This is a genomic window from Spiribacter halobius, assembly GCF_020883455.1.
GTDB lineage: Bacteria > Pseudomonadota > Gammaproteobacteria > Nitrococcales > Nitrococcaceae > Sediminicurvatus > Sediminicurvatus halobius.
The window spans coordinates 3,304,218-3,323,335 of sequence record NZ_CP086615.1 but is presented as its reverse complement, the minus strand read 5'-3'; the positions used below and the strand labels follow the sequence as shown (position 1 = coordinate 3,323,335).

Sequence of the window (19,118 nt, the reverse complement as noted above, 5' to 3'; positions counted from 1 at the left end):
GGTCGGCCGCAAGGGTGTCCATGTGGCCCTTGGGGGGTGTCCGCGCCCGCACGGAGGCGCAGTCGGTGGCACGGCTGCAGTGACGCCCGCAGAGCTGGCGCGCCGGTTTCGCGACGAAACCACGGAGCTGCCGGGCCGCCTGGCTGGGCGTTTCGCGCTGGCGCTGCACGACACGGAGCGTGGCAATACGCTCCTCGCCTGCGACCGCATGGGCCAAGAGCCCATGTGCTACGCCGTCCTCGAGGACCGCATCGTCTTCGGCTCACGCGCAAACAGCGTCGCCGCCGAGGCGGGTCTCGATGGCGAGATCGGCCCCCAGGCCGTGCTCGACTACCTGCACTTTCACGTCGTCCCGGGCCCGGAGACGATCCACCCGGGCGTGCAGCGCCTGCTACCCGGCGAGTGTCTCACCGTCGATGGCAACGGAGGCGTGACGGTCCGCCGTTACTGGACGCCGGACTGGCGGCCGGGGGAGCAGGGCGGCGGGCGTGACGTCGCCGACAGCCTCCCCGAGGTGCTGCGCGAGGTGGTGGCCGACTGTCTTGCCGAGGGCGAGCCCCCTGCCGCCTTCCTCAGCGGCGGCACCGACAGTTCTACCATCGCGGGCCTGCTCGCCGAGCACCTGGGCGGGGAGGCGACAGCCTATTCGATCGGGTTCGCCGCCGAGGGCTACGACGAGATGGAGTATGCCCGGATCGTTGCCCGCCACTTTGGCCTGCGCCACCGCGAGTACTACGTCACCCCCGAGGACGTGGTGGACGCCGTGCCGCGCATGGCGACCCACTTCGAGCAGCCATTCGGCAATGCCTCCGCGGTGCCAGCCTACTTCTGCGCCGCCCAGGCCCGGGCCGACGGCTTCACCCGCATGTTGGCCGGCGACGGTGGCGACGAGCTCTACGGCGGCAACAGCCGCTACGCCAAGCAGCTCCTGCTCGGTGCCTACCAGGGCGTGCCTGCGCCGCTGCGCCGCGGGCTCGTCGACCCGCTGCTCGACAACGGTCTGGCCCGCGGGCTGCCCGGCATCGGCAAGCTCGCACGCTACGTCGCCCGCGCCAACGAGCCCCTGCCAGAGCGCCTGGAGGCGCACAACCTCCTGCGCCGCCTCGGCCCCGCACGCGTGCTGCACGAAGATGTCCTCGCCGCCGCCGACCCGGAGCACCCACTCGCCCTTCTGCGCGAGACCTGGCAGGGCGCGCAGGCCGAACACCTCCTGCACCGGCTGCTGACCCTGGATCTGCGCTTCGTGCTCGCGGACAGCGACCTGCCCAAGGTTCGCGGCGCCTGCGGGCTCGCCGGCGTGGGCGTTGCCTTCCCGATGCTCGACGAACGAGTGGCCGACCTTGCCACCCGCGTGCCGCCCTGGGACAAGGTCCACCGGGGGCGGCTGCGCATCGGCTTCAAGCGCTCGCTGCAGGGCTTCCTGCCTCCGGAGACGCTCGCCAAGCGCAAGCAGGGCTTCGGCCTGCCCTTCGGTATCTGGCTCGCCGAGCACCCTGGGCTGCGCGCACTCGCCGGCGACAGCCTCAGCACCCTCAAGGGCCGGCGCTTAGTGCGCCCGCAGCTCATCGATGAGCTGCTCACCGAGCGCCACGCCGAGCACGCCGCCTACTACGGCGTAATGATCTGGGTGCTGATGATGCTCGAGCAGTGGCTCGAGGCGCGGGAGGGGTATCGCGCGGCAGCACAAGCGCGTGCCGCGGAGGGGCAGGCATGAGCACAGCCTCCAGCCACATCCCGCAGTCGCCAATGGCAGCGGCCGCCACTGACGGGCCGGTGCTGCTCTTCGGTATGCCGCGCTCGGGCACGACTTGGGTCGGCAAGGTCTTCGACAGCCACCCGGACGTGCTTTACCTGCACGAGCCGGACAGCGGCCGGATCCTAAGGGATCTGCCGCTGCTCCCCGATGCGGACGACCCTATTCAGGGTGAATGGCTGCAGGGATTCGCGGAACGCCTGCCTGCGTGTCGTCTTGCCCGGGTCACGGGGAAGCTTCCGCAGTTCCCCAAGCGCTACCGCAGCCCTCTGGCCGAGCGCGCCCGCAGTCTCCTGATCGTCTCCGCGAAGGCCGCCGGCAAGGCGTCGGGACGGGACTTTCCGGTTCCGGCCCTGATGAGAGCCTCCGGCAGGCATGGCGTCAGGCTGGCCTGGAAGTCCATCGAATCGCTCGGGCGCCTCGGCCTTGCCGTGCGCAACATCCCGGGGGCGCGTGGCGTACACATCATCCGCCACCCCTGTGGATATGTGGACTCGGTGCTCCGCGGAGAACAGAGTGGACGGCTCGCTGGCGGCGTCGCCACCAGCGCCGATCGCGGCATTTTCGGGCAGCTGGCGGAGACGCCTCAGGCACGGCGCTATGGGCTTGACCTGGACTCGCTCATGGCGATGGAGCCCGAGGAGCGCCTTGCCTGGCGTTGGGCGCTGTTCAACGAGAAGGCCCTGGACGATACGGAGGGCAGCTCTGTCTGCCGCCTCGCCCGCTACGAGGACCTGTGTCGGGCGCCGCATGAGCGCTTCGCCGAGCTCTTCGCCTTCGCTGGCCTCTCCTGGGAGGCACAGACACGTAGCTTCATCCGCGAGAGTACCCGTGCCGACGACGGTGCCTACTTCGGCGTCCACCGCGACGCCGCCCGCGCCGCGGACGCCTGGCGGGAGCGCCTGCCGGCCGACGTGCAGGGCCGTGTCCAGGCCGCCGTTCGCGACACGCGGGCCGGAGCGCTGTATGGCCTCTGAGCTGCTGACTGCGCTCGGCGTGGTACTCGTGCTCATGCTCGCGAGCTGGGCGGCAATCGTCTGGCACTATCGCCACACCATCCGCCGCGCCTGGCGCGAGCCCGTGCTGCGCCACCCCGTGCTCGTCATCGAGAGCGACGACTGGTCCCCAGGCCCGCCGGAGCACGCCGAGCGCCTCCAGTGCATCGCCGCGCGCCTGGGTAGACGCCGCGACAGCACCGGCCGCCCGGCCGTGATGACCCTCGGACTCATCCTCACGGCCCCGGACGGCCGGGCCGCCCGCGAGCACCCGGACGCCGTTCCGACCATCGCCCTGGACGACCCAAGCGCCGAGCCCATCCTCAAGGCCATCCGTGGCGGCATCGCGCGACGCGTCTTCGCCCCCCAGCTCCATGGCCTGGCCCACTACTGGCCCGAAACCCTTCAGCAGGCGCTGAAGGCCGCCCCCCGTGGGAGCGGTCTCCGACCGCGAAGGCGCGCAGAGTGCGTTATGCAGGGCCCGAATCAGACAGCAGATGTCGCACACGGCTCCGCCGTGCTGACCGAAGAATCGCCGCGGGAACGCGCCTCCCACAGCGGAGAGGGTGCCGCGAACAGTGCCGGTGCCAGCGCCTGTGGGAGCGGCACCGCCGCCGCGAATTCCCTCCTTCACTGGCTCACGGCGGAGGACTACCCCCAAACCGAGGCCCTGCCCCCCCACCTCCAGACTCGCTGGGCCGACACCACGACCCTGCCCTCGCGGCCCCTGGCCAGAGCCGCCATCAAGGCCGCCGCGCAGGAGGAGGTGGCCACCTACGCCCGCATCCTCGGCACCCCGCCGAAGGTCGCCGTCCCCCCGACCTTCGTCTGGACGCGCGAGGTGGAAGAGACCTGGATCAACGCCGGCGTCGAGGCCATCATCACTCCCGACCGCCGCTACACCGCCCGTGACGCCAATGGCCAGCCGGCCGCGCCAGAAGGCCCCATCGGCAACGGCCAGCCGGCCGCCGGCAGCGCCCTGTACCTCGTGCGCGACATCTACTTCGAGCCCGGGCGCGGCCACACCGCGGACGCCGCACTCGCCGCCGTGCGCCGGCGCTTTACCCTCGGCCGCCCGGCGCTGCTCGAGACGCACCGCGCCAACTTCACCGGCGACGAGGCCACCTTCCAGCGCAGCCTCGCCGAGCTGGATCGGCTGCTGGACTGGGCGGGGGCGGCGCTGCCGGACGTGCGCTTCATGAGTTGCCAGGAACTCGCCGCGGCCTATCGCCGGAGGGATCCGACCCTGGTCGACCGCCACGCGGCCGCCCGCCTGCGCGTCACACTGCGCCGCCTGTCGGGGCACGGGCGCCTGCGCAAGCTTGCCTGGGCCACGGGCCTCGCCCTGCCGGCGATGGCTGCAGCGTGGCTCCTGCGGGTGCCGGAGACGACCATGGCCACGAACGAGGTGGAGGGCCGGGCATGAACGGCGGCCGCTACCTGGTGCTCACCGAGCTCTTCCTGCCCACCAAGGGCGGCACGGCGGTGTGGTTCGATGCCGTCTACCGGCGCCTGGGGGGCAAGGCGACTCACATCATCACCGCCGACGTACCGGGAGCCGCAGAATACGACCGCGGCCACCCCAACACGGTCCACCGCCTGCGCCTCGCGCGCCACGCCTGGCTGCGCCCGGCCTCGCTGCCGGTCTACGCAAGGCTCTTCGCGAAAGGCCTCGCCCTCGGCCTGCGGCATCCCTTCGATGCCGTACACGCCGGCCGCGTGCTCCCCGAGGGCTATGTCGCGCGCCTGCTTGCGCGCCTCCTGCGCCGGCCGCTCGTCATCTACGCCCACGGCGAGGAGATCACCGGCTGGCGCCACCCTCGCCGTCAGCGCGCCATGGCCGCCACCTACCGCGCCGCGGACATCGTCATCGCCAACAGCGACTTCACCCGGGACGCCCTCATCGAGCGCGGCGTGGACCCGGAGCGCATCGAGATCATCCACCCGGGCGTGGACCTCGAGCGCTTCCGCCCGGACTACCCCACCGCCGACCTCCGCAGGGGCCTCGCCATCGGCGAAGACCAGCCCCTGATCCTCTCCGTCGGCCGTCTCAACCTGCGCAAAGGCTTCGACCAGGTGATCCGCATGCTGCCGCAACTGGTGCGCCAGGGCCTGGACGTGCACTACGCCATCGCCGGCATCGGCGAGGCCGAACCGGACCTGAAGCGGCTGGCCGCGGAGCAGGGCGTTACGGACCGCGTGCATTTCCTCGGTCCCGTGCCGGCGGAGGACCTGCCCCGCTGGTACTGCGCCGCGGATGTCTTCGCCATGCCCAACCGCGAGATCGACGGCGACACGGAGGGCTTCGGCATGGTGTTTGTGGAGGCCGCGGCCTGCGGCACCCCGGCGCTCGCCGGTATCGCCGGTGGCACCGGCTCTGCCGTCGCCGACGGCGTCACCGGCCTGCGGGTGGACGGCACCGACACCCAGGCCATCGCCGAGGCGCTCAGCCGCCTCCTGGGCGACCGCGAGCTGGCGGCCCGCCTCGCCGCCAGTGCCCGCGAGCGCGCCTGCCGCGAGCTCGCCTGGGAGCGGGTGGCCGAGCGCACCGCCGCGCTGCACGCCGAGCCGGCCACGGAGGTGCAGGGATGATCGCGAAACTCCATAGCCTGCCCAAGCTCCTGGACCCGGAGATCCGCGCCAAGAACCTGCGCGAGGCCCGGCGTTGGGCGCGCGGGCGGTACTCCCAAGTTCATCAGGCTACCCGCGGATTCGGGTGGTATAGCAGCGGTCGGGGCTTAGGAAATCAGCGAGTTGCACGGGACTGTCCGCGGGGGCCGTGTTGTGCCAACTTTGGGTTTGCCGGGTCTAGCCAAGAGCGCTCATTGCAAGGCGAATGTCGCCGTTGTAGCGTTGCGCCATGTTTATCCGCTCCTCGCGCTCCCAAGGCCGCACCTACCTGCGACTGGTCGAGGGCTATCGCGACGCCCAGGGCCGGACACGGCATCGCCAGATCGCCCAGCTCGGACGGGCCGATCAGCTCACCGAGGACAAGGTCCAGAGCATCATCCGCGGGCTCAAGCGCCACACCGGCCTGCCGCTGGTCGACAGCGAGAGCGCGGAGTTCGAGCCGAGCCGCTCGTTGGGCGGCGCGTGGCTGCTCACCGAGATCTGGCGCGCGCTCGGTCTCGACGAGGGGCTCGTACGGGCGCTGCGCTCCTCCTACCGCCAGTTCGACCTCGAGGCGGTCATCCGCGCGATGGTGTTCAACCGGCTGCTGGATCCGCAGAGCAAGCTCGGGGTGCTGCGCTGGCTCGAGCGCGTGCATCTGCCCGGCGTCGATCAACGCCGTATCGACCACAATCAGCTGCTGCGCGCCATGGATGCGCTGATCGAGCACCGTGAGGCGGTCGAGGCGGTGGTCGCCGAGCAGATCCGCCCGCTGCTCGATCAGGACCTCACCGTGACCTTCTACGATGTGACCACGGTGCGCATCCACGGCGAGCACCGCCTCGAGGCCGATCTGCGCCAGCCCGGGATGAGCAAGGACACCGGCGGCATCGCGCGGCAGTTCGCGCTCGGGGTGGTGCAGACCGCCGAGGGGCTGCCCATCGCCCATGAGGTGTTCGAGGGCAACGTGGCCGAGAGCAGGACGCTCGCACCGATGATCACCCGGCTGCTGGAGCGCTTCCGCCTGCAGCGCGTGGTGGTGGTCGCCGACCGCGGGCTGCTGAGCCTCGACAACGTCGACACCCTGGAGGCGCTCGGCCGCGAACAGGGCCTGGCCGTGGACTACATCCTCGCGGTGCCCGGGCGGCGCTACGGCGAGTTCACCGAGCTGATGGCGCGCCTGCACCCCGAGCTCGCCCGCGAGGCTGAGGCCGAGGCCGGCGGCGGGGAGGCCGTCACCGAGACCACCTGGGCGGGGCGGCGGCTGGTGGTGGCGCACAATCCTGAGCGCGCCGCCGAGCAGAGCGCCCACCGGCGCCGGCGCATCGAGCGTGTTGATGAGCTTGGCCAGCGCCTCGCCCGGCGCCTGGACAACCAAGACGCCGGCAAGCCCGGGCGTGGGCGGCGCTCCTCGGATCGTAGCGCCTACCAGCGCTTCCACAAGGCGGTCGTCGAGCAGCGCCTCTCCGGGATCATCAAAGCGGACCTCACCGCCCCGGCGTTCCACTACGAGATCGACGAAGAGGCCTGGGCGGCGGCTGAGCGCCTCGATGGCAAGCTCCTGCTGGTCACCAGCCTCGAGGACCGCGAGGCCGGCGAGATCGTCGAGCGCTACCGCAGCCTCGCCGACATCGAGCGCGGCTTCCGGGCGCTGAAAGGCACCCTCGACATCGCGCCGGTGCATCACCGCCTGCCCGAGCGCATCCGCGCTCATGCGCTGATCTGCTTCCTGGCGCTGGTGGTCTACCGCGTGCTGCGCATGCGGCTGCGGGCCAATCCCCCGGCAGACGTACACAGCGTCGAGAGGCTGCTGGAGAGACTGGAGACGGTGCAGCTGCACCATCTCACCCTGGATGGCGAGTCGATCCAGGGGATCTCCATGGATGCCGCCCAGCGTGATCTGTTCAAGAGCCTGGAGGTGACGCCGCCGCGCCGCGATATCGCCGTGTAGTTGTGCCAACTCGAAACTCCAGGCCCCTGGCATCAACTACTTATGGCCGCGGCTGATGAACTTGGGGGTACTGGTCCCTTGCCCGCCCGAGCATGCCCGACCCGATCTTCCTTGTAGGCTGCTCGCGCGCCGGCACCACGGTCACCTACGAGACGCTCGCCGCCGCCCCGGGGGTGCGCAGCGTCGGCTACGAGCTGCCGCAGCTCTGGCATCGCCTCCACGGCCCCGCCCATAACGGCTGGCACTCCGAGGCGGCGGGCCGTGCCGACGCCCGCCCGGAGCACCGCGAGGCGGCGCTGCGCTTCCTCTACGAGCGCCTGGGCGCGGGGCTCATTGTGGACAAGACCTGCATCAACGTGCTGCGCGTGCCCTACCTGCACGCGCTATTCCCGCAGGCGAGGTTCGTCTTCATCCACCGGGATGGCCGGGCGAACGTGAGCTCCCTGATGGACGGCTGGCGGGACGGGCGCTTCGCACTCGGCCAGTTCCTCGGCCCGCCGCCGGAGGAGGTGGCCATCGAGAATGGCGCCTTCCGTGAGTGGCATTTCTTCCTGCCGCCCGGCTGGCGGGATTACAACCATGCGAGCCTGGCCGAGGCCTGTGCCCACCAGTGGACCACGGCCAACCATCTGGCGCTCGAGGCGAGGGCGGGGATTCCCGAGGATCAGTGGGTGCGAATCCGCTACGAGGATCTGCTCGACCGCCCCGTGGCGCTGTTCCGCGAGGTCTTCGAGAAACTGGATCTGCCCTTCACCGACGAGCTGCAACAGCGCTGCGCCACGCTAGCCGAGCGCCCGACGAGCCTCGTCGCCGGCGCACCAAAACGGGACAAGTGGCGGGAGCACAACGGCGATGCCATCGAGCGCATACTGCCGATGATCTCCCCCTTGATGCAGGAGCTGGGCTATGACCCCGCAGCCTGATGCGCCGCTCGTGAGCGTGGTGGTGCCGGCGTACAACGCCGCGTGGTGCCTGGCGCGCGCCGTGGACAGCGTGCTCGCCCAGGACTATCGCCCCATCGAGGTGCTCGTGGTGGACGACGGCAGTACGGATGCAACCGCCGCCATCGCCGAGGGCTACGGCGACCCCGTGCGTCTCATCCGCAAGCCCAACGGCGGCCTCAGCTCCGCCCGCAACGCGGGCATTGCGGAGGCAAAAGGTGAGCTGATCGCCTTCCTCGACGCGGACGACTGGTGGCTGCCGGGCAAGCTCCAGGCCCAGGTCGAACTGATGCAGGCCCAGCCCGGGCTGGCCTTCTGCTCCACGGCTACCCGCGTGGTGGACGCCGAGGGCGACGACCGGGGAGTCTGGGGTTGCCCGGCGGTTACCCGATCCCCGCTGCACGCCATCTTCGAGCGCAACGCCGCCGTCGCCGGCAGTGGCTCCGCCGTCCTGGCCCGTCGCGAGGCGCTGAAACAGGCCGGCCCCTTCGATGAGGCCCTGCGTAGCCTCGAGGACGTGGACCAGTGGATGCGTCTGGCATCGGTGGGGGGCTATACCTGTCTGGAAGAGCCCCTTACCGTGATCGAGAAACGCGCCGATAGCATGAGCGGGAACCTGGACGTAATGCGCCAGGCGGCGCTGACAGTCCTGCGCAAGAACCGCCACCTGTTGCCAGAGAATGACCGCGGCCGCTTCTGGCAGGCCTGCTACGCCACGGTGCTCGCCGACTATGCCAAGTGGGAGACGAGGGCTGGCCGCCGCACCCGCGCCGCGATGCACCTGATCGAGGGAGGCCTCCGCGCCCCCGTAGCGCGCGGCCGCCTCTGCGCGAGCCTGCTGGTCGCAACGATTGTAGGAGCGGCGCCCCCGCCGCGAATCCCCAAACCCAGCCAGAACACGAGCCAATCGAACTGAAATGTCCGAAACCACGGAAAAGATGACAGCCGAGGAGGCAGCCGAGCCGGGAACCTCGGACTACGTCCGCATCTACCATGCGGACGATCGCAAGGGCCTGCTCCGCAGCCTGCAGCTCCTGATCCAGTACCGGGAGCTGATGCTTATCCTCGCCTGGAAAGAGATCAGTGTCCGCTACAAGCAGGCCTACCTCGGCCTGTTCTGGGCGGTCCTCAAGCCCGCGCTGATGACGGCCATCTTCACTATCGTGAAGAGCTTCGTTGGTATCGACACGGGCAATATCCCCTACCCGATCATGGCTTTCGCTGCGCTGCTGCCCTGGATCTTCTTCCAGGAGTCGGTCAATCAGGGCGTCAACAGCGTCGTCTCCAACGCCGCGCTGGTGCGCAAGATCTACTTTCCGCGCGAGATCTTCCCGATCACGGCGACGCTCACGAAGGTCGTGGAACTCGCGATCAGCTTTGTGCTGCTGGCAACGCTCATGGTGATCTACCAGATGCCGCCGACGGTGCACTTCCTCTGGGTGCCGCTCATCATCCTCTACACGATCATCGTGGCGCTCAGCGTCAGCACCCTCGGCGCGGCGCTCAACGTCTACTATCGGGACGTGCGCACGGCCCTGCCGCTCATCATCTCCATGCTGATGTACGTCTCGCCCATCATCTACCCGATGGACCTGGTGCAGCGTACGCTCCTCGAGAACCAGGCGGCCGGCGCGCTCTCCGGGACGCTCTACTTCCTCTACACCATGAACCCGCTCGCCGGCATCATCGATGGCTTCCAGGGGGCGCTGCTACGCGGCGAGGCGCCCGAGCTCGCGGTCCTCCTCCCCGGCATGCTGACGACGGCCGTGCTGCTGCCCATCAGCTATTACGTTTTCAAGCGCGCCGAGCAGCGCTTCGCGGATTTCATCTGAGCGCCGCGGGAACCGAAAGACAGGGATCGAACCATGAAGCCCATCATCGAAGTGAACGACGTCTCCAAGGAGTTCCAGCTCGGCTACATGGAGACGGTAAAGGACACCCTCATGAACGGCATCGCCCGCCTTCGGGGCGCCCCCGCTCAGGAGGGCCGGGCCACTCTCCGGGCGCTAGACCACGTCGACTTCCGCATCGAGCCGGGCGAGGTGGTGGGCCTGATTGGGACCAACGGCGCAGGCAAGAGCACCCTGCTCAAGATCCTGGCCGGCATCACCCCGCCCACCACGGGGGAGGTGATAGTGCGGGGCAGGACCGCACCGCTGATCGAGGTAGGCTCCGGTCTGCACCCGGAGCTGAACGCGATCGAGAATATCTACCTCAATGCGGCGACACTCGGTATGCCACGGGCCAAGGCTAAGGGCAAGGTCGCGGAGATCCTTGAGTTCGCCGAGCTGGAAAAGTTCGCCGCCACACCGCTCAAGCGCTACAGCTCTGGGATGAAGATCCGGCTGGGCTTTGCGATCGCAACGACGGTCGAATCCGAAATACTCATTGTCGACGAAGTTCTTGCGGTCGGCGATCTCGCATTTCAGCGTAAATGCTTCGACCGTATTGAGCAAATTATCAAGGATGACGGCCGAACGGTACTTATCGTCAGCCACAATATTCGCCAAGTGATGCGCCTCTGTAACCGCGCATTCCTCTTGCACAATGGAGAATGTATACAGGACGGGCCGCCGGAAGAAACCTGTAACTTGTACTACGAAAGGACTGCGGATCAAGTCAGCAGAAATCTAACGTTAGCACAAGACCGTCAAATCTGGGCTTCTGGGGAGATACAGGACGTCAAGGTGACCGTGCATGGATCCACGGTTGGCGGCAAGCCAGCGATCCCGACGGCCACACCCCTAGTGGTTGACGTAGATGCAGTCTGCCAGACTGGCGTTGATGCCATCGAGGTATTGGTCGGTACGCACACCACAGATTTTTTCTATCTGACAGAGAACTCCTCTTCCGTCGATGGATTTGCGCTGGATTTGTCTCCCGGCAAGAATACTATTCGGTGTGAAATCGAACAATTCCCCCTCAAGCCAGACGTCTATGCCGTGCGTGTTGCATTCGTGGATCGAAGAGGTCGGGTTATTTTTCGAGGCGATAATATGTGTAATTTCGTAGTTCTGCCAGATGCGCGGGAAGCCTGTCGACCGAGTCTTCGAACCTTCGACGTCAACGCTACGTGGCAGTGTCTCGATGTAACTGGTACGAAAAAATATGACGGTCTGCCGGCTAACTGATAGATGTACGGGCGACGTGGCGGGGGTGCCAATCGTCGCTTTGTGGCGTTTTGGACCCTGCGATGGCTATCTTATTTTAATTATTACGAGCCGGCAGATTTGCACGGCAAAAGTGTCGGGTGTGCGAACAGAGCTAGGGAAGGGGTGTAACTTCTGAATTGAAAGATACGTCAAGCAAGTATCAAAAAGCTTTGCATTCCGAAGCCATCCTCGGGGCGGGTAATCGAACTCGGGGGTCGTAGGTACCGGTCAAGGGGGGGGTGCGTGTGGCGAGCAAAGACACGCGAAGCGGCGCGATGGAGCTTGAAGGGTACGGTACCGATAAGATCCGTAATCATTACATGCCGTGGTACGATCGAGTTTTTAGCGAGTTCACGGGGCGGCCCGTGAAAGTGCTTGAACTTGGCGTTAAGGAAGGAGAATCATTGAAGCTATGGCGCGATTACTTCCCCCGAGGCAACATCTCGGGGATTGATGTAAAACTTCCTAACGGGGTTGACCTAGGTGATCGAGTTGAGTTGTTTTGCGGTAGTCAAGGGGACCGCGCGTTTTTGTCTCGGGTCGCCGATAAGGTCGCGCCAGACGGCTTCGACGTTATTATCGATGATGCGTCCCATCTTGGCGCATTGACTAGGATCTCGTTTTGGCATTTGTTCCAGAACCACCTGCGGGCCGGTGGCGTTTACGCTATCGAGGATTGGGGGACAGGATATTGGGAGGAATGGCCGGACGGGAGGCGACTCGATCTCGCGCAGTATGAGCATTGGCAATGGGCTGCCCAACCTCTGTGGATGAAGCTTTTGCACCGTCTAGGCTGGCCAACGAAACCCGTGTCGCCGAAGACGCCGATGCCCTGTCATAGTCATGGAATGGTCGGCTTCGTGAAGCAGCTTATAGACGAGCAGGGTGCGTCGGACGTGACAAAACGAAGACTGGGCGGGGTGCCGGAGCGAGAATCCATGTTCGATAGCGTGCTCGTCACGCCAAATATTGTATTCGTTATTAAGAGAGCTGATGTTGCGTAGGGTTCTTGGAAACATAGGGGCCGAGGATCCCGCTGGGGTGTATCGAGAGGGTGTCAATGCCGCACACATGGGGTGTTCCGTTGGGTGACGCACACGAATGGAAGGCGGGGCGAGCGGGCATGAGCGTGCTGTATCTATGCGATCGTCGGAGATGGGGGAGATTGCCTCGGGCCGCGGACCTGGCGGCAGGATTAGGTTGCGTGTCGGGGTAATGGGTAACGGCGCTATGACGGACTTCGATCCAGTCACCGTCAGCGTGGTGGTTCCCGCTTACAATGGTGAGGCATTTCTCGAAGAGGCGTTAACTAGCGCGGTTACGCAGACGGCGCCGCCTGCCGAGATCATCCTGGTTGATGATGGATCGATTGATGGCACGGCGAGAATAGCTAAAATGTTTGGGCCTTCTGTGCGTTATGTTGCTCAGGAAAATCGCGGTGTCGCCGCTGCTTATAATACTGGCCTGAAATTGGCGTCGGGCCAGTTTGTGGCGTTCTTGGAGCAGGACGACGTTTGGGAAAGGGAGAAGCTAGAGTGTCAGCTGAGGGCGTTTCAGGGCTGCGCCGCGATAGGGGTGGTATTTTGCCCTGTGGAGTTGCGTGTGGAAGGGGGGGCATCAAAAAGAGACGGGATCAACCTGCTTGATGGCCCTGGCGTGTATTCATTCTCGGACTTTTTTGCGCGTAACCGAATCCTGAGCTGCTCTACTGTCATGCTTCGGCGGAGCCTGGTGACTGAGCTAGGTGGGTTTAGGGAAGATATGCGATTGGCATTCGATTATGAAATGTGGCTCAGAATGACGTGCAAATATGAGGCGAGATGTGTCGGCGAGCCGTTGGTTCAATACCGAATTCACGCCGGGAACTTGTCCTGCGACGAAAATGAATTGGCAGCGGCGCTAGGGAGTTTAAAGGCGATTGATATTTGGGCGGAGGTGGCGGCGCGACGGAAGGATGTAGGCAAAAGGCGTGTGGCGCAGCGACGGAAAGGGTTGTATCTACGACTAGCCGGGGACTATGCGCAGTTGAGAGATAGGCGGCGGGAGCTAGAATTCCTGAAAATGGCGTTATCCATGGACCGATTTAACCCGAGAGAGTGGGGGCGGTACATATGGAGGCGGATTGATCCTTCGCTAAGGAATAAGGGGCGCTGGTATGTTAGGCGCGTAGGAGGGAGGCTGCGAGCGTGGGGCACGGGTGGAAAAGTGTGACATGGTTTAGGGGGTTGCAGTGACCGCGGAGTGGGAGGGCTGGTGTGCCGTTTCTTCGGTAGTGGAAGTGCGTCGGCCAGATGGGTAGTTTGGATACTGGGAACAACGGGGCGGGGCCGGCGATGGAGCAACTTTCTACAAAGGCTGCCGCGAGATGTGAGGTGGTGAGCAAGACGATTGAGGTGAACGAGCTGTTTGATCCGCTCGTGATGGAAACGGCTGCGAGGAAGCTAATCGAGGGGAGGCAAGGATTCCAGCGGTATGGCGGTGGTTGGGGGTTTGGCGGCGAGTTTATCGTTGACAGGTTCGCAAACCAGTCGAAGTGTATTTTTCTGCGGTGGCACGTAACGGAGGGGGAAAAGTTACACGTTCGATTGAGAGGCGTCGATGGAATGTGCACGCCGGCGGCGGGAGGGTGGGTGTTCCGCTCAAGTGGTGCAGGTGAATATGAGTACTGGATTCCAGTAGCGCCTGTAATTCACTGTCTTGATGGTGCTGGGCGAATCGTTGGGGAGGCAGTGGCCCGACTCGACACTTTATCAACAACGACGGTCGGAGTCGATGCCGTTTTGGAGGCGCCGATCGGCGGGATGTTTGATTTAACAATTTGGCGGATAGATCGCGCCTGCAGTGGGAGAACCAGCGAGTTAGAGGTCCTCGAATGCATCGAGATGCAAGGGTATTTTCTGTACGGCTCGCATTGCAGTTATCGGTCACCTGCGGATTTGTTCCGGCACATTGTGCATGGTCATTTCTATAACCGGCAGTTTGCCTGGCCCCACAATTGGCGCATCCCCGACGAGCTGGATGCGTACGCTCTGTACCAGATCTGCCGCGGGCTGGAGACGGCGACCGGGAAGGGGATTTACCGCTGCTTCCGAGAGCAGCTCGTCTACTCGATCATCGCACGGCAGCATGAGGACGGCGGCTGGTACCACGGCGAGTGGACGGCGGAGGTCGAGTGCCACACGCGGCTGCATGTGGGGGGTATGCATCTCCTCTGCGGTGCGTTGGAGGAGCGCGAGTGCCCCGTAGTCCGCCGCGCGCTAGAGAAGGCGGCCGAGTTCATTGCGGGGCTCACCGATGAGACGGCCATCGGCACATGGTTCCTGCACGACTCCCTCGAGCGCTCGCCGCAGAGTATGTTGCTCGGCCCGTTCCGGTGGCGGCCGAGCCGTGTGCTCGGCAAGAGCGAGTCGAACATGCTGGTGCTGAATACGCACCTGGACACGATCATCGCGCTCGAGCGATACGCGCGGGTGACGGGGGATGAACGCTATGCGGGCCGGCTGCGCTCGGCCCGTGGCGCAGCGGAGGCGCTGCTCCGTGCACAGCCCCTCGAAGCGGTCTACTGGCTGGCGTACCGGCTCATCGATCTGACGTGGAAGCCCCCGGCGGTCGCGCGCCGCCTGCCGCTGCCCTTGCGTGCGCTGAAGCGAATCACCTGGAGGTACCTCATGCCCCGCATGAACCAGTTGCGCACCCGTTTCCCGCGCCTGGTCATGCCGACGGGGTTCGTGGACCGTGCCATCGCCCTGAGCGGCGTGAGTGACCCCTACCAGACGGTGAACCTCTGGGATCTTGTCCGTTACGCCCGACTGTACCCGGTCGCGGACCTCAACCGCGTGATCAAAGATGCCGCCCGCTACACGCAGGAATCGGATCTGCGGGGGTACTGGGCGGCCTCGCGCAACAAGGGACACTCCCTCGGGTTCTGGATGGAGGCGCTCTGGCATCTCTGCCTCGACGATCCCGAGCCCCGCTATCGCGCCTGGCTCGCCGAGGCGGTGCTCCTGTGCGATGACACGGGCTACGGGCTCGCACCGGCGGTGCTTGGCGTGAACGCCGAAGCGATCCCGCCCGCCGAGCGGGTACCCACGCCGTCACCGGCCTCGGAAGGCTTGCGTGTGATCAATCTGAGCCGCGGATTCGACCTGGAGCTCATCGTGGTGAACGTGACGAAGGACGACATCCCCTTGGCGTGGGAAACGTCCCCAGGGGGAGACCTGACCTGGAATGGGGCTACCTGGGAAACCGTAGCCTACAGAGGCGGCGAGGTGCTGATCCCGGGGCGGAGCTGGGTACGGGGCCGTTCCGTGCAGGGCGGCGGACAACAGGTGGACGCATGACGGACTCATCGGCAGCGGCCAGGCGGGCCCGCGCCATCGCCTTCTATCTCCCGCAGTTTCATCCGATACCGGAGAACGATCGCTGGTGGGGCAAGGGGTTTACCGAGTGGACGAACGTCGCCCGCGCGAAGCCGCTTTTCCGTGGGCACTATCAGCCCCACATCCCTGCCGATCTGGGCTTCTATGACCTGCGTGTGCCCGAAACCCGCCAGGCGCAGGCGGATCTGGCCGCCGCTTATGGCATCGAGGGCTTCTGCTACTACCATTACTGGTTCGGTGGCCGGCGGATCCTCGAACGGCCGTTCGAGGAGGTGCTCACCTCGGGTAAGCCGGATTTTCCCTTTTGCTTGTGCTGGGCGAACCACAGCTGGAACAGCGCCTGGCAGGGCACGCCGGACCGAGTACTTATCGAGCAAGTGTATCCCGGCATGGACGACCACGCGGCGCACTTTGACTACCTCCTGCGTGCCTTCGAGGATCCGCGATACATCCGGGTTGATGGCAGGCCGCTGTTTCTCATTTACAAGCCGGATGACATCCCCGATCTCGAGAGGGTGGTCAGCTACTGGCGGTATCGGGCCCGCGCGGCGGGGCTTGGGGGGCTGCATCTCGTCGGCATCTCGCACCGGTCCGAGCGCTGGGACCCGCGCGAGCGGGGGCTTGACGCCTGCGCAATGCAGGCCCTGCCTGTCATCAACGGGCGCATCCCCCGCAGGCATCCTTTGACGAAGCTCAAAGCATGGCTGAAGGGGGCGGAAGCGAAACTCTCGATCTATGACTACGCGCGCGTGCTGGGCAGTTTGCTGCGGCAGCGTTCGGTCGATTTCGATGACTACCCGATTGCCCTTCCGAACTGGGACAACACACCGCGCAGTGGATGGCGCGGGCTCGTGCTGCAAGGCTCTACGCCTGAGCTCTTCCGCCAGCACTTCCGGGACGCGGTGGCTCGGGTAGCTGATCGTGATCCGGAAAAGCGGTTGGTCTTCATCAAGGCTTGGAACGAGTGGGCCGAAGGTAATCACCTCGAGCCTGATCTTCGATACGGGCACGGCTATCTCGAAGCGATCCGTGCGGAGTTGGTGGCCGGCCGTGCCCTGGAAGCGCGTCATATGAAAGTGGATGCAGACCCATTGGCCACATCCTCCACGGGTAGCGTGTCCGCCGGGCCGTTGCGTCTATGGAAAGGCCCGCGGCGCGGGGCTCGGTGACGCGCGCTATGCGCGGCCTTATGAGCTCGCCGGGCGATGGGACCGTGCTGTGAGCGAGGCGAGCCACGCGGCAAGGGGGTCCGAGTTCCGGCCGGACATCCAAGGGCTCCGGGCCCTCGCGGTCTTGCTCGTGGTCGCGTACCACGCGGGTACGCCGTGGTTGCCAGGTGGCTATGTCGGCGTGGACCTGTTCTTCGTCATATCCGGCTATGTGATTTGTGGCGTGCTTGCTCGTGAGCTTCGGGGGCACCCCCTCGCAAATCCCCGATTGGACTTCGTGCGCTTCTATGCCCGACGCATGCGCCGCCTGTTGCCAGCGGCTCTGCTGGTCTTCACCGTGACGCTGGCCGCGGGCTGGTTCGTCAGCTCGCCGCTCCAGCTGCAATCCCACGCTACGTCCGCACTGGCCGCCATTCTGTACGTAGGGAACTTCCGCTTCGCGCTGGAGGCGACCGACTACCTGAACGAGACCTCGGCTACGGACCCATTTCTGCATACCTGGTCGCTCGCGGTCGAAGAGCAGTTCTACCTTGCCTGGCCGTTGCTGATCTTCGCCCTATTCCGCTTCGCGCCGCTGCGGCATCGGATGCTCTGGGTGGCTCTCGGAATGCTCCCGGCAATCGCCGTATCGCTCGCGTTGAGCGACTACCTTACGGCGTACAGCGGTCCCTGGGGCTTCTTCAGCCCCTGGACCCGTGCTTGGGAGTTCGGCCTCGGGGCGTTGGGGTACTGCGCTGCATCGATGCTGTCGGGCCGGCATCCTCATGTGGCGAGTGTACTCGCCGTATCGGGCCTCGCGGCGGTTTTGATGGCCGCAGTGAGCTTCGGGGAAGATACCCGTTTCCCGGGTACCGCCGCGTTGCTGCCCGCCGCCGGCACGCTTGCTCTCCTGGTGAGCCCCGCGATCGGGCGAGGAAGCTTCGTCGAAAGGATGTTCAGCGTTTGGCCACTCCGCTGGGTCGGTGACCTCTCCTACTCCTGGTATCTCTGGCACTGGCCGGTGTACGTGTACGCTGCCGCCTTGTTCGGTGGGTTGAACGCTGTGACGGCACTGGTCTGTGCGCTTCTCTCGCTGGGATTGGCGTGGGTCACGTTCCGCACAGTGGAGAACCCGATACGCGTGGGGCGAGTCGCGCCGCTGCGGGCTTCGAGATCGGTCTCTGCGGGCCTGTGCCTGACTGCTGCCGTGGGGGTCATCTGCTTCGGGGTCGAGAGGATCGCCTCCGCCGAGCTCGCTTCCGAGGATCAGCGCCAGTACGCACACGCGAGTCGAGACAGCTCGCCTGTCTACGAATACGGTTGCCACCTCGGCTATCACGAAACGCGGCAGCCGCAGTGCCTGTTCGGCGCGCCGGAAGGGACGAAAACGTTCGTGCTGTTCGGGGATTCTCACGCGGCGCACTGGTTTCCGGCGTTAGAGCGCCTTGCCAACGTCCGGGGCTGGCGGTTGTATTCCTGGACGAAGTCCGGCTGTCCTTCGTTCGAGGTCGACACCTTCGCGACCCACCTGGAGCGGCCGTACCATGAATGCTCCGCGTGGCGACAGGCGGCTTTTCAGCGCATCCTTGAGCTCAGGCCGGATGTGGTGATTCTCAGTAATGCCTCTGGCTACCTTCGGGAGCGCGGGCCAGCGCGTGTGACACGCGATGAATGGGAGAGTGGAATCGAGAATGCCATCGGTCGGCTGGCCGGTGCTGGCCTGAACGTCGTGGTTCTCGATGAGGTGCCGCGGCCCGGTCGAGACATCCCGGAATGCCTCTCCCGCGCCACATGGTTCGGTTCGGAGACGCCAGGCGACACCTGCGCCTTCCGGGCTGACCGCGCGGCGAGTGAGCGGCTGACTGCGGAGTTGGTTGAGCGGCGCGGCGATGCCACGTTGATCGATACTGGGCAGCTCGTGTGTCCGGGCGTGCGTTGCGAGGTCATCCGCGATGGCGTTGTCGTCTTCCAGGACGCCAGTCACCTAACCGCCACCTTCAGTCGCAGGCTGGCGCGAAGGCTCGGAGCAATGCTCGCGGAGAGTGTCCCTGACCTTCGCGACCCGGCTCGCCGCCAGTCCGGAGACGCCTAAGGGCGGTTGCCGCGCTCCAGGCCAAACTGAGATAGGGTGAGAAGATGGTCGCGCCCAGAGTCTCAGCAGCGCTTCTCCGAAGGCAGGGGGCCGGATA

14 protein-coding genes are annotated in these 19,118 nt (G+C 65.7%); all 14 read left to right on the top strand.

The features are described from left to right. Positions 1-79: 79 nt before the first annotated feature. The 14 genes from LMH63_RS15555 (at position 80) to LMH63_RS15490 (ending at position 19,021) form a co-directional block, all read left to right on the top strand. Positions 80-1,714: an asparagine synthetase B family protein gene (locus LMH63_RS15555; RefSeq protein ID WP_158280382.1), complete on the top strand. Its 1,635-nt coding sequence runs from the start codon at positions 80-82 to the stop codon at positions 1,712-1,714. Beyond that, positions 1,711-2,730 (top strand): sulfotransferase, encoded by a 1,020-nt coding sequence (locus LMH63_RS15550; protein ID WP_109678873.1) that lies wholly within the window; start codon positions 1,711-1,713, stop codon positions 2,728-2,730. Before LMH63_RS15555 ends, LMH63_RS15550 begins: the two co-directional genes overlap by 4 nt. Further along, on the top strand, positions 2,720-4,174 hold the full coding sequence (locus LMH63_RS15545) for a hypothetical protein (protein ID WP_109678872.1): 1,455 nt from the start codon (positions 2,720-2,722) through the stop codon (positions 4,172-4,174). Before LMH63_RS15550 ends, LMH63_RS15545 begins: the two co-directional genes overlap by 11 nt. Beyond that, positions 4,171-5,340: a glycosyltransferase family 4 protein gene (locus LMH63_RS15540; RefSeq protein WP_109678871.1), complete on the top strand. Its 1,170-nt coding sequence runs from the start codon at positions 4,171-4,173 to the stop codon at positions 5,338-5,340. The genes LMH63_RS15545 and LMH63_RS15540 overlap by 4 nt, the downstream gene beginning before the upstream one ends. Before the next feature lie 268 nt (positions 5,341-5,608). After that, on the top strand, positions 5,609-7,309 hold the full coding sequence (locus tag LMH63_RS15535) for an IS1634 family transposase (RefSeq protein ID WP_109680424.1): 1,701 nt from the start codon (positions 5,609-5,611) through the stop codon (positions 7,307-7,309). A 92-nt stretch (positions 7,310-7,401) separates the two neighbouring features. Further along, complete coding sequence (locus LMH63_RS15530; protein WP_109679694.1) at positions 7,402-8,232, top strand: sulfotransferase family protein; 831 nt, start codon at positions 7,402-7,404, stop codon at positions 8,230-8,232. Then, entirely contained in the window at positions 8,216-9,166 is a 951-nt protein-coding gene (locus tag LMH63_RS15525) for a glycosyltransferase family 2 protein (protein WP_109679693.1), read from the top strand. The genes LMH63_RS15530 and LMH63_RS15525 overlap by 17 nt, the downstream gene beginning before the upstream one ends. A gap of 22 nt (positions 9,167-9,188) precedes the next feature. Then, complete coding sequence (locus tag LMH63_RS15520; RefSeq protein WP_109679695.1) at positions 9,189-10,082, top strand: ABC transporter permease; 894 nt, start codon at positions 9,189-9,191, stop codon at positions 10,080-10,082. 33 nt (positions 10,083-10,115) lie between these two features. After that, on the top strand, positions 10,116-11,381 hold the full coding sequence (locus tag LMH63_RS15515; RefSeq protein WP_109679692.1) for an ABC transporter ATP-binding protein: 1,266 nt from the start codon (positions 10,116-10,118) through the stop codon (positions 11,379-11,381). Positions 11,382-11,647: 266 nt separating this feature from the next. Next, complete coding sequence (locus LMH63_RS15510; protein WP_146205259.1) at positions 11,648-12,406, top strand: class I SAM-dependent methyltransferase; 759 nt, start codon at positions 11,648-11,650, stop codon at positions 12,404-12,406. Positions 12,407-12,632: 226 nt separating this feature from the next. Continuing rightward, positions 12,633-13,613 (top strand): glycosyltransferase family 2 protein, encoded by a 981-nt coding sequence (locus LMH63_RS15505; RefSeq protein WP_158280445.1) that lies wholly within the window; start codon positions 12,633-12,635, stop codon positions 13,611-13,613. Between the two features lie 164 nt (positions 13,614-13,777). Then, the gene (locus LMH63_RS15500; RefSeq protein ID WP_146205258.1) at positions 13,778-15,742 is read left to right on the top strand and encodes a hypothetical protein; all 1,965 of its coding nucleotides are present in this window, start codon (positions 13,778-13,780) and stop codon (positions 15,740-15,742) included. Continuing rightward, the gene (locus LMH63_RS15495) at positions 15,739-16,950 is read left to right on the top strand and encodes a glycosyltransferase WbsX family protein (RefSeq protein WP_109679689.1); all 1,212 of its coding nucleotides are present in this window, start codon (positions 15,739-15,741) and stop codon (positions 16,948-16,950) included. Before LMH63_RS15500 ends, LMH63_RS15495 begins: the two co-directional genes overlap by 4 nt. Positions 16,951-16,999: 49 nt before the next feature. After that, positions 17,000-19,021 carry an acyltransferase family protein gene (locus tag LMH63_RS15490; protein WP_158280444.1) on the top strand — a complete coding sequence of 674 codons (2,022 nt, stop codon included), beginning with the start codon at positions 17,000-17,002 and terminating at the stop codon, positions 19,019-19,021. Positions 19,022-19,118: the final 97 nt, after the last annotated feature.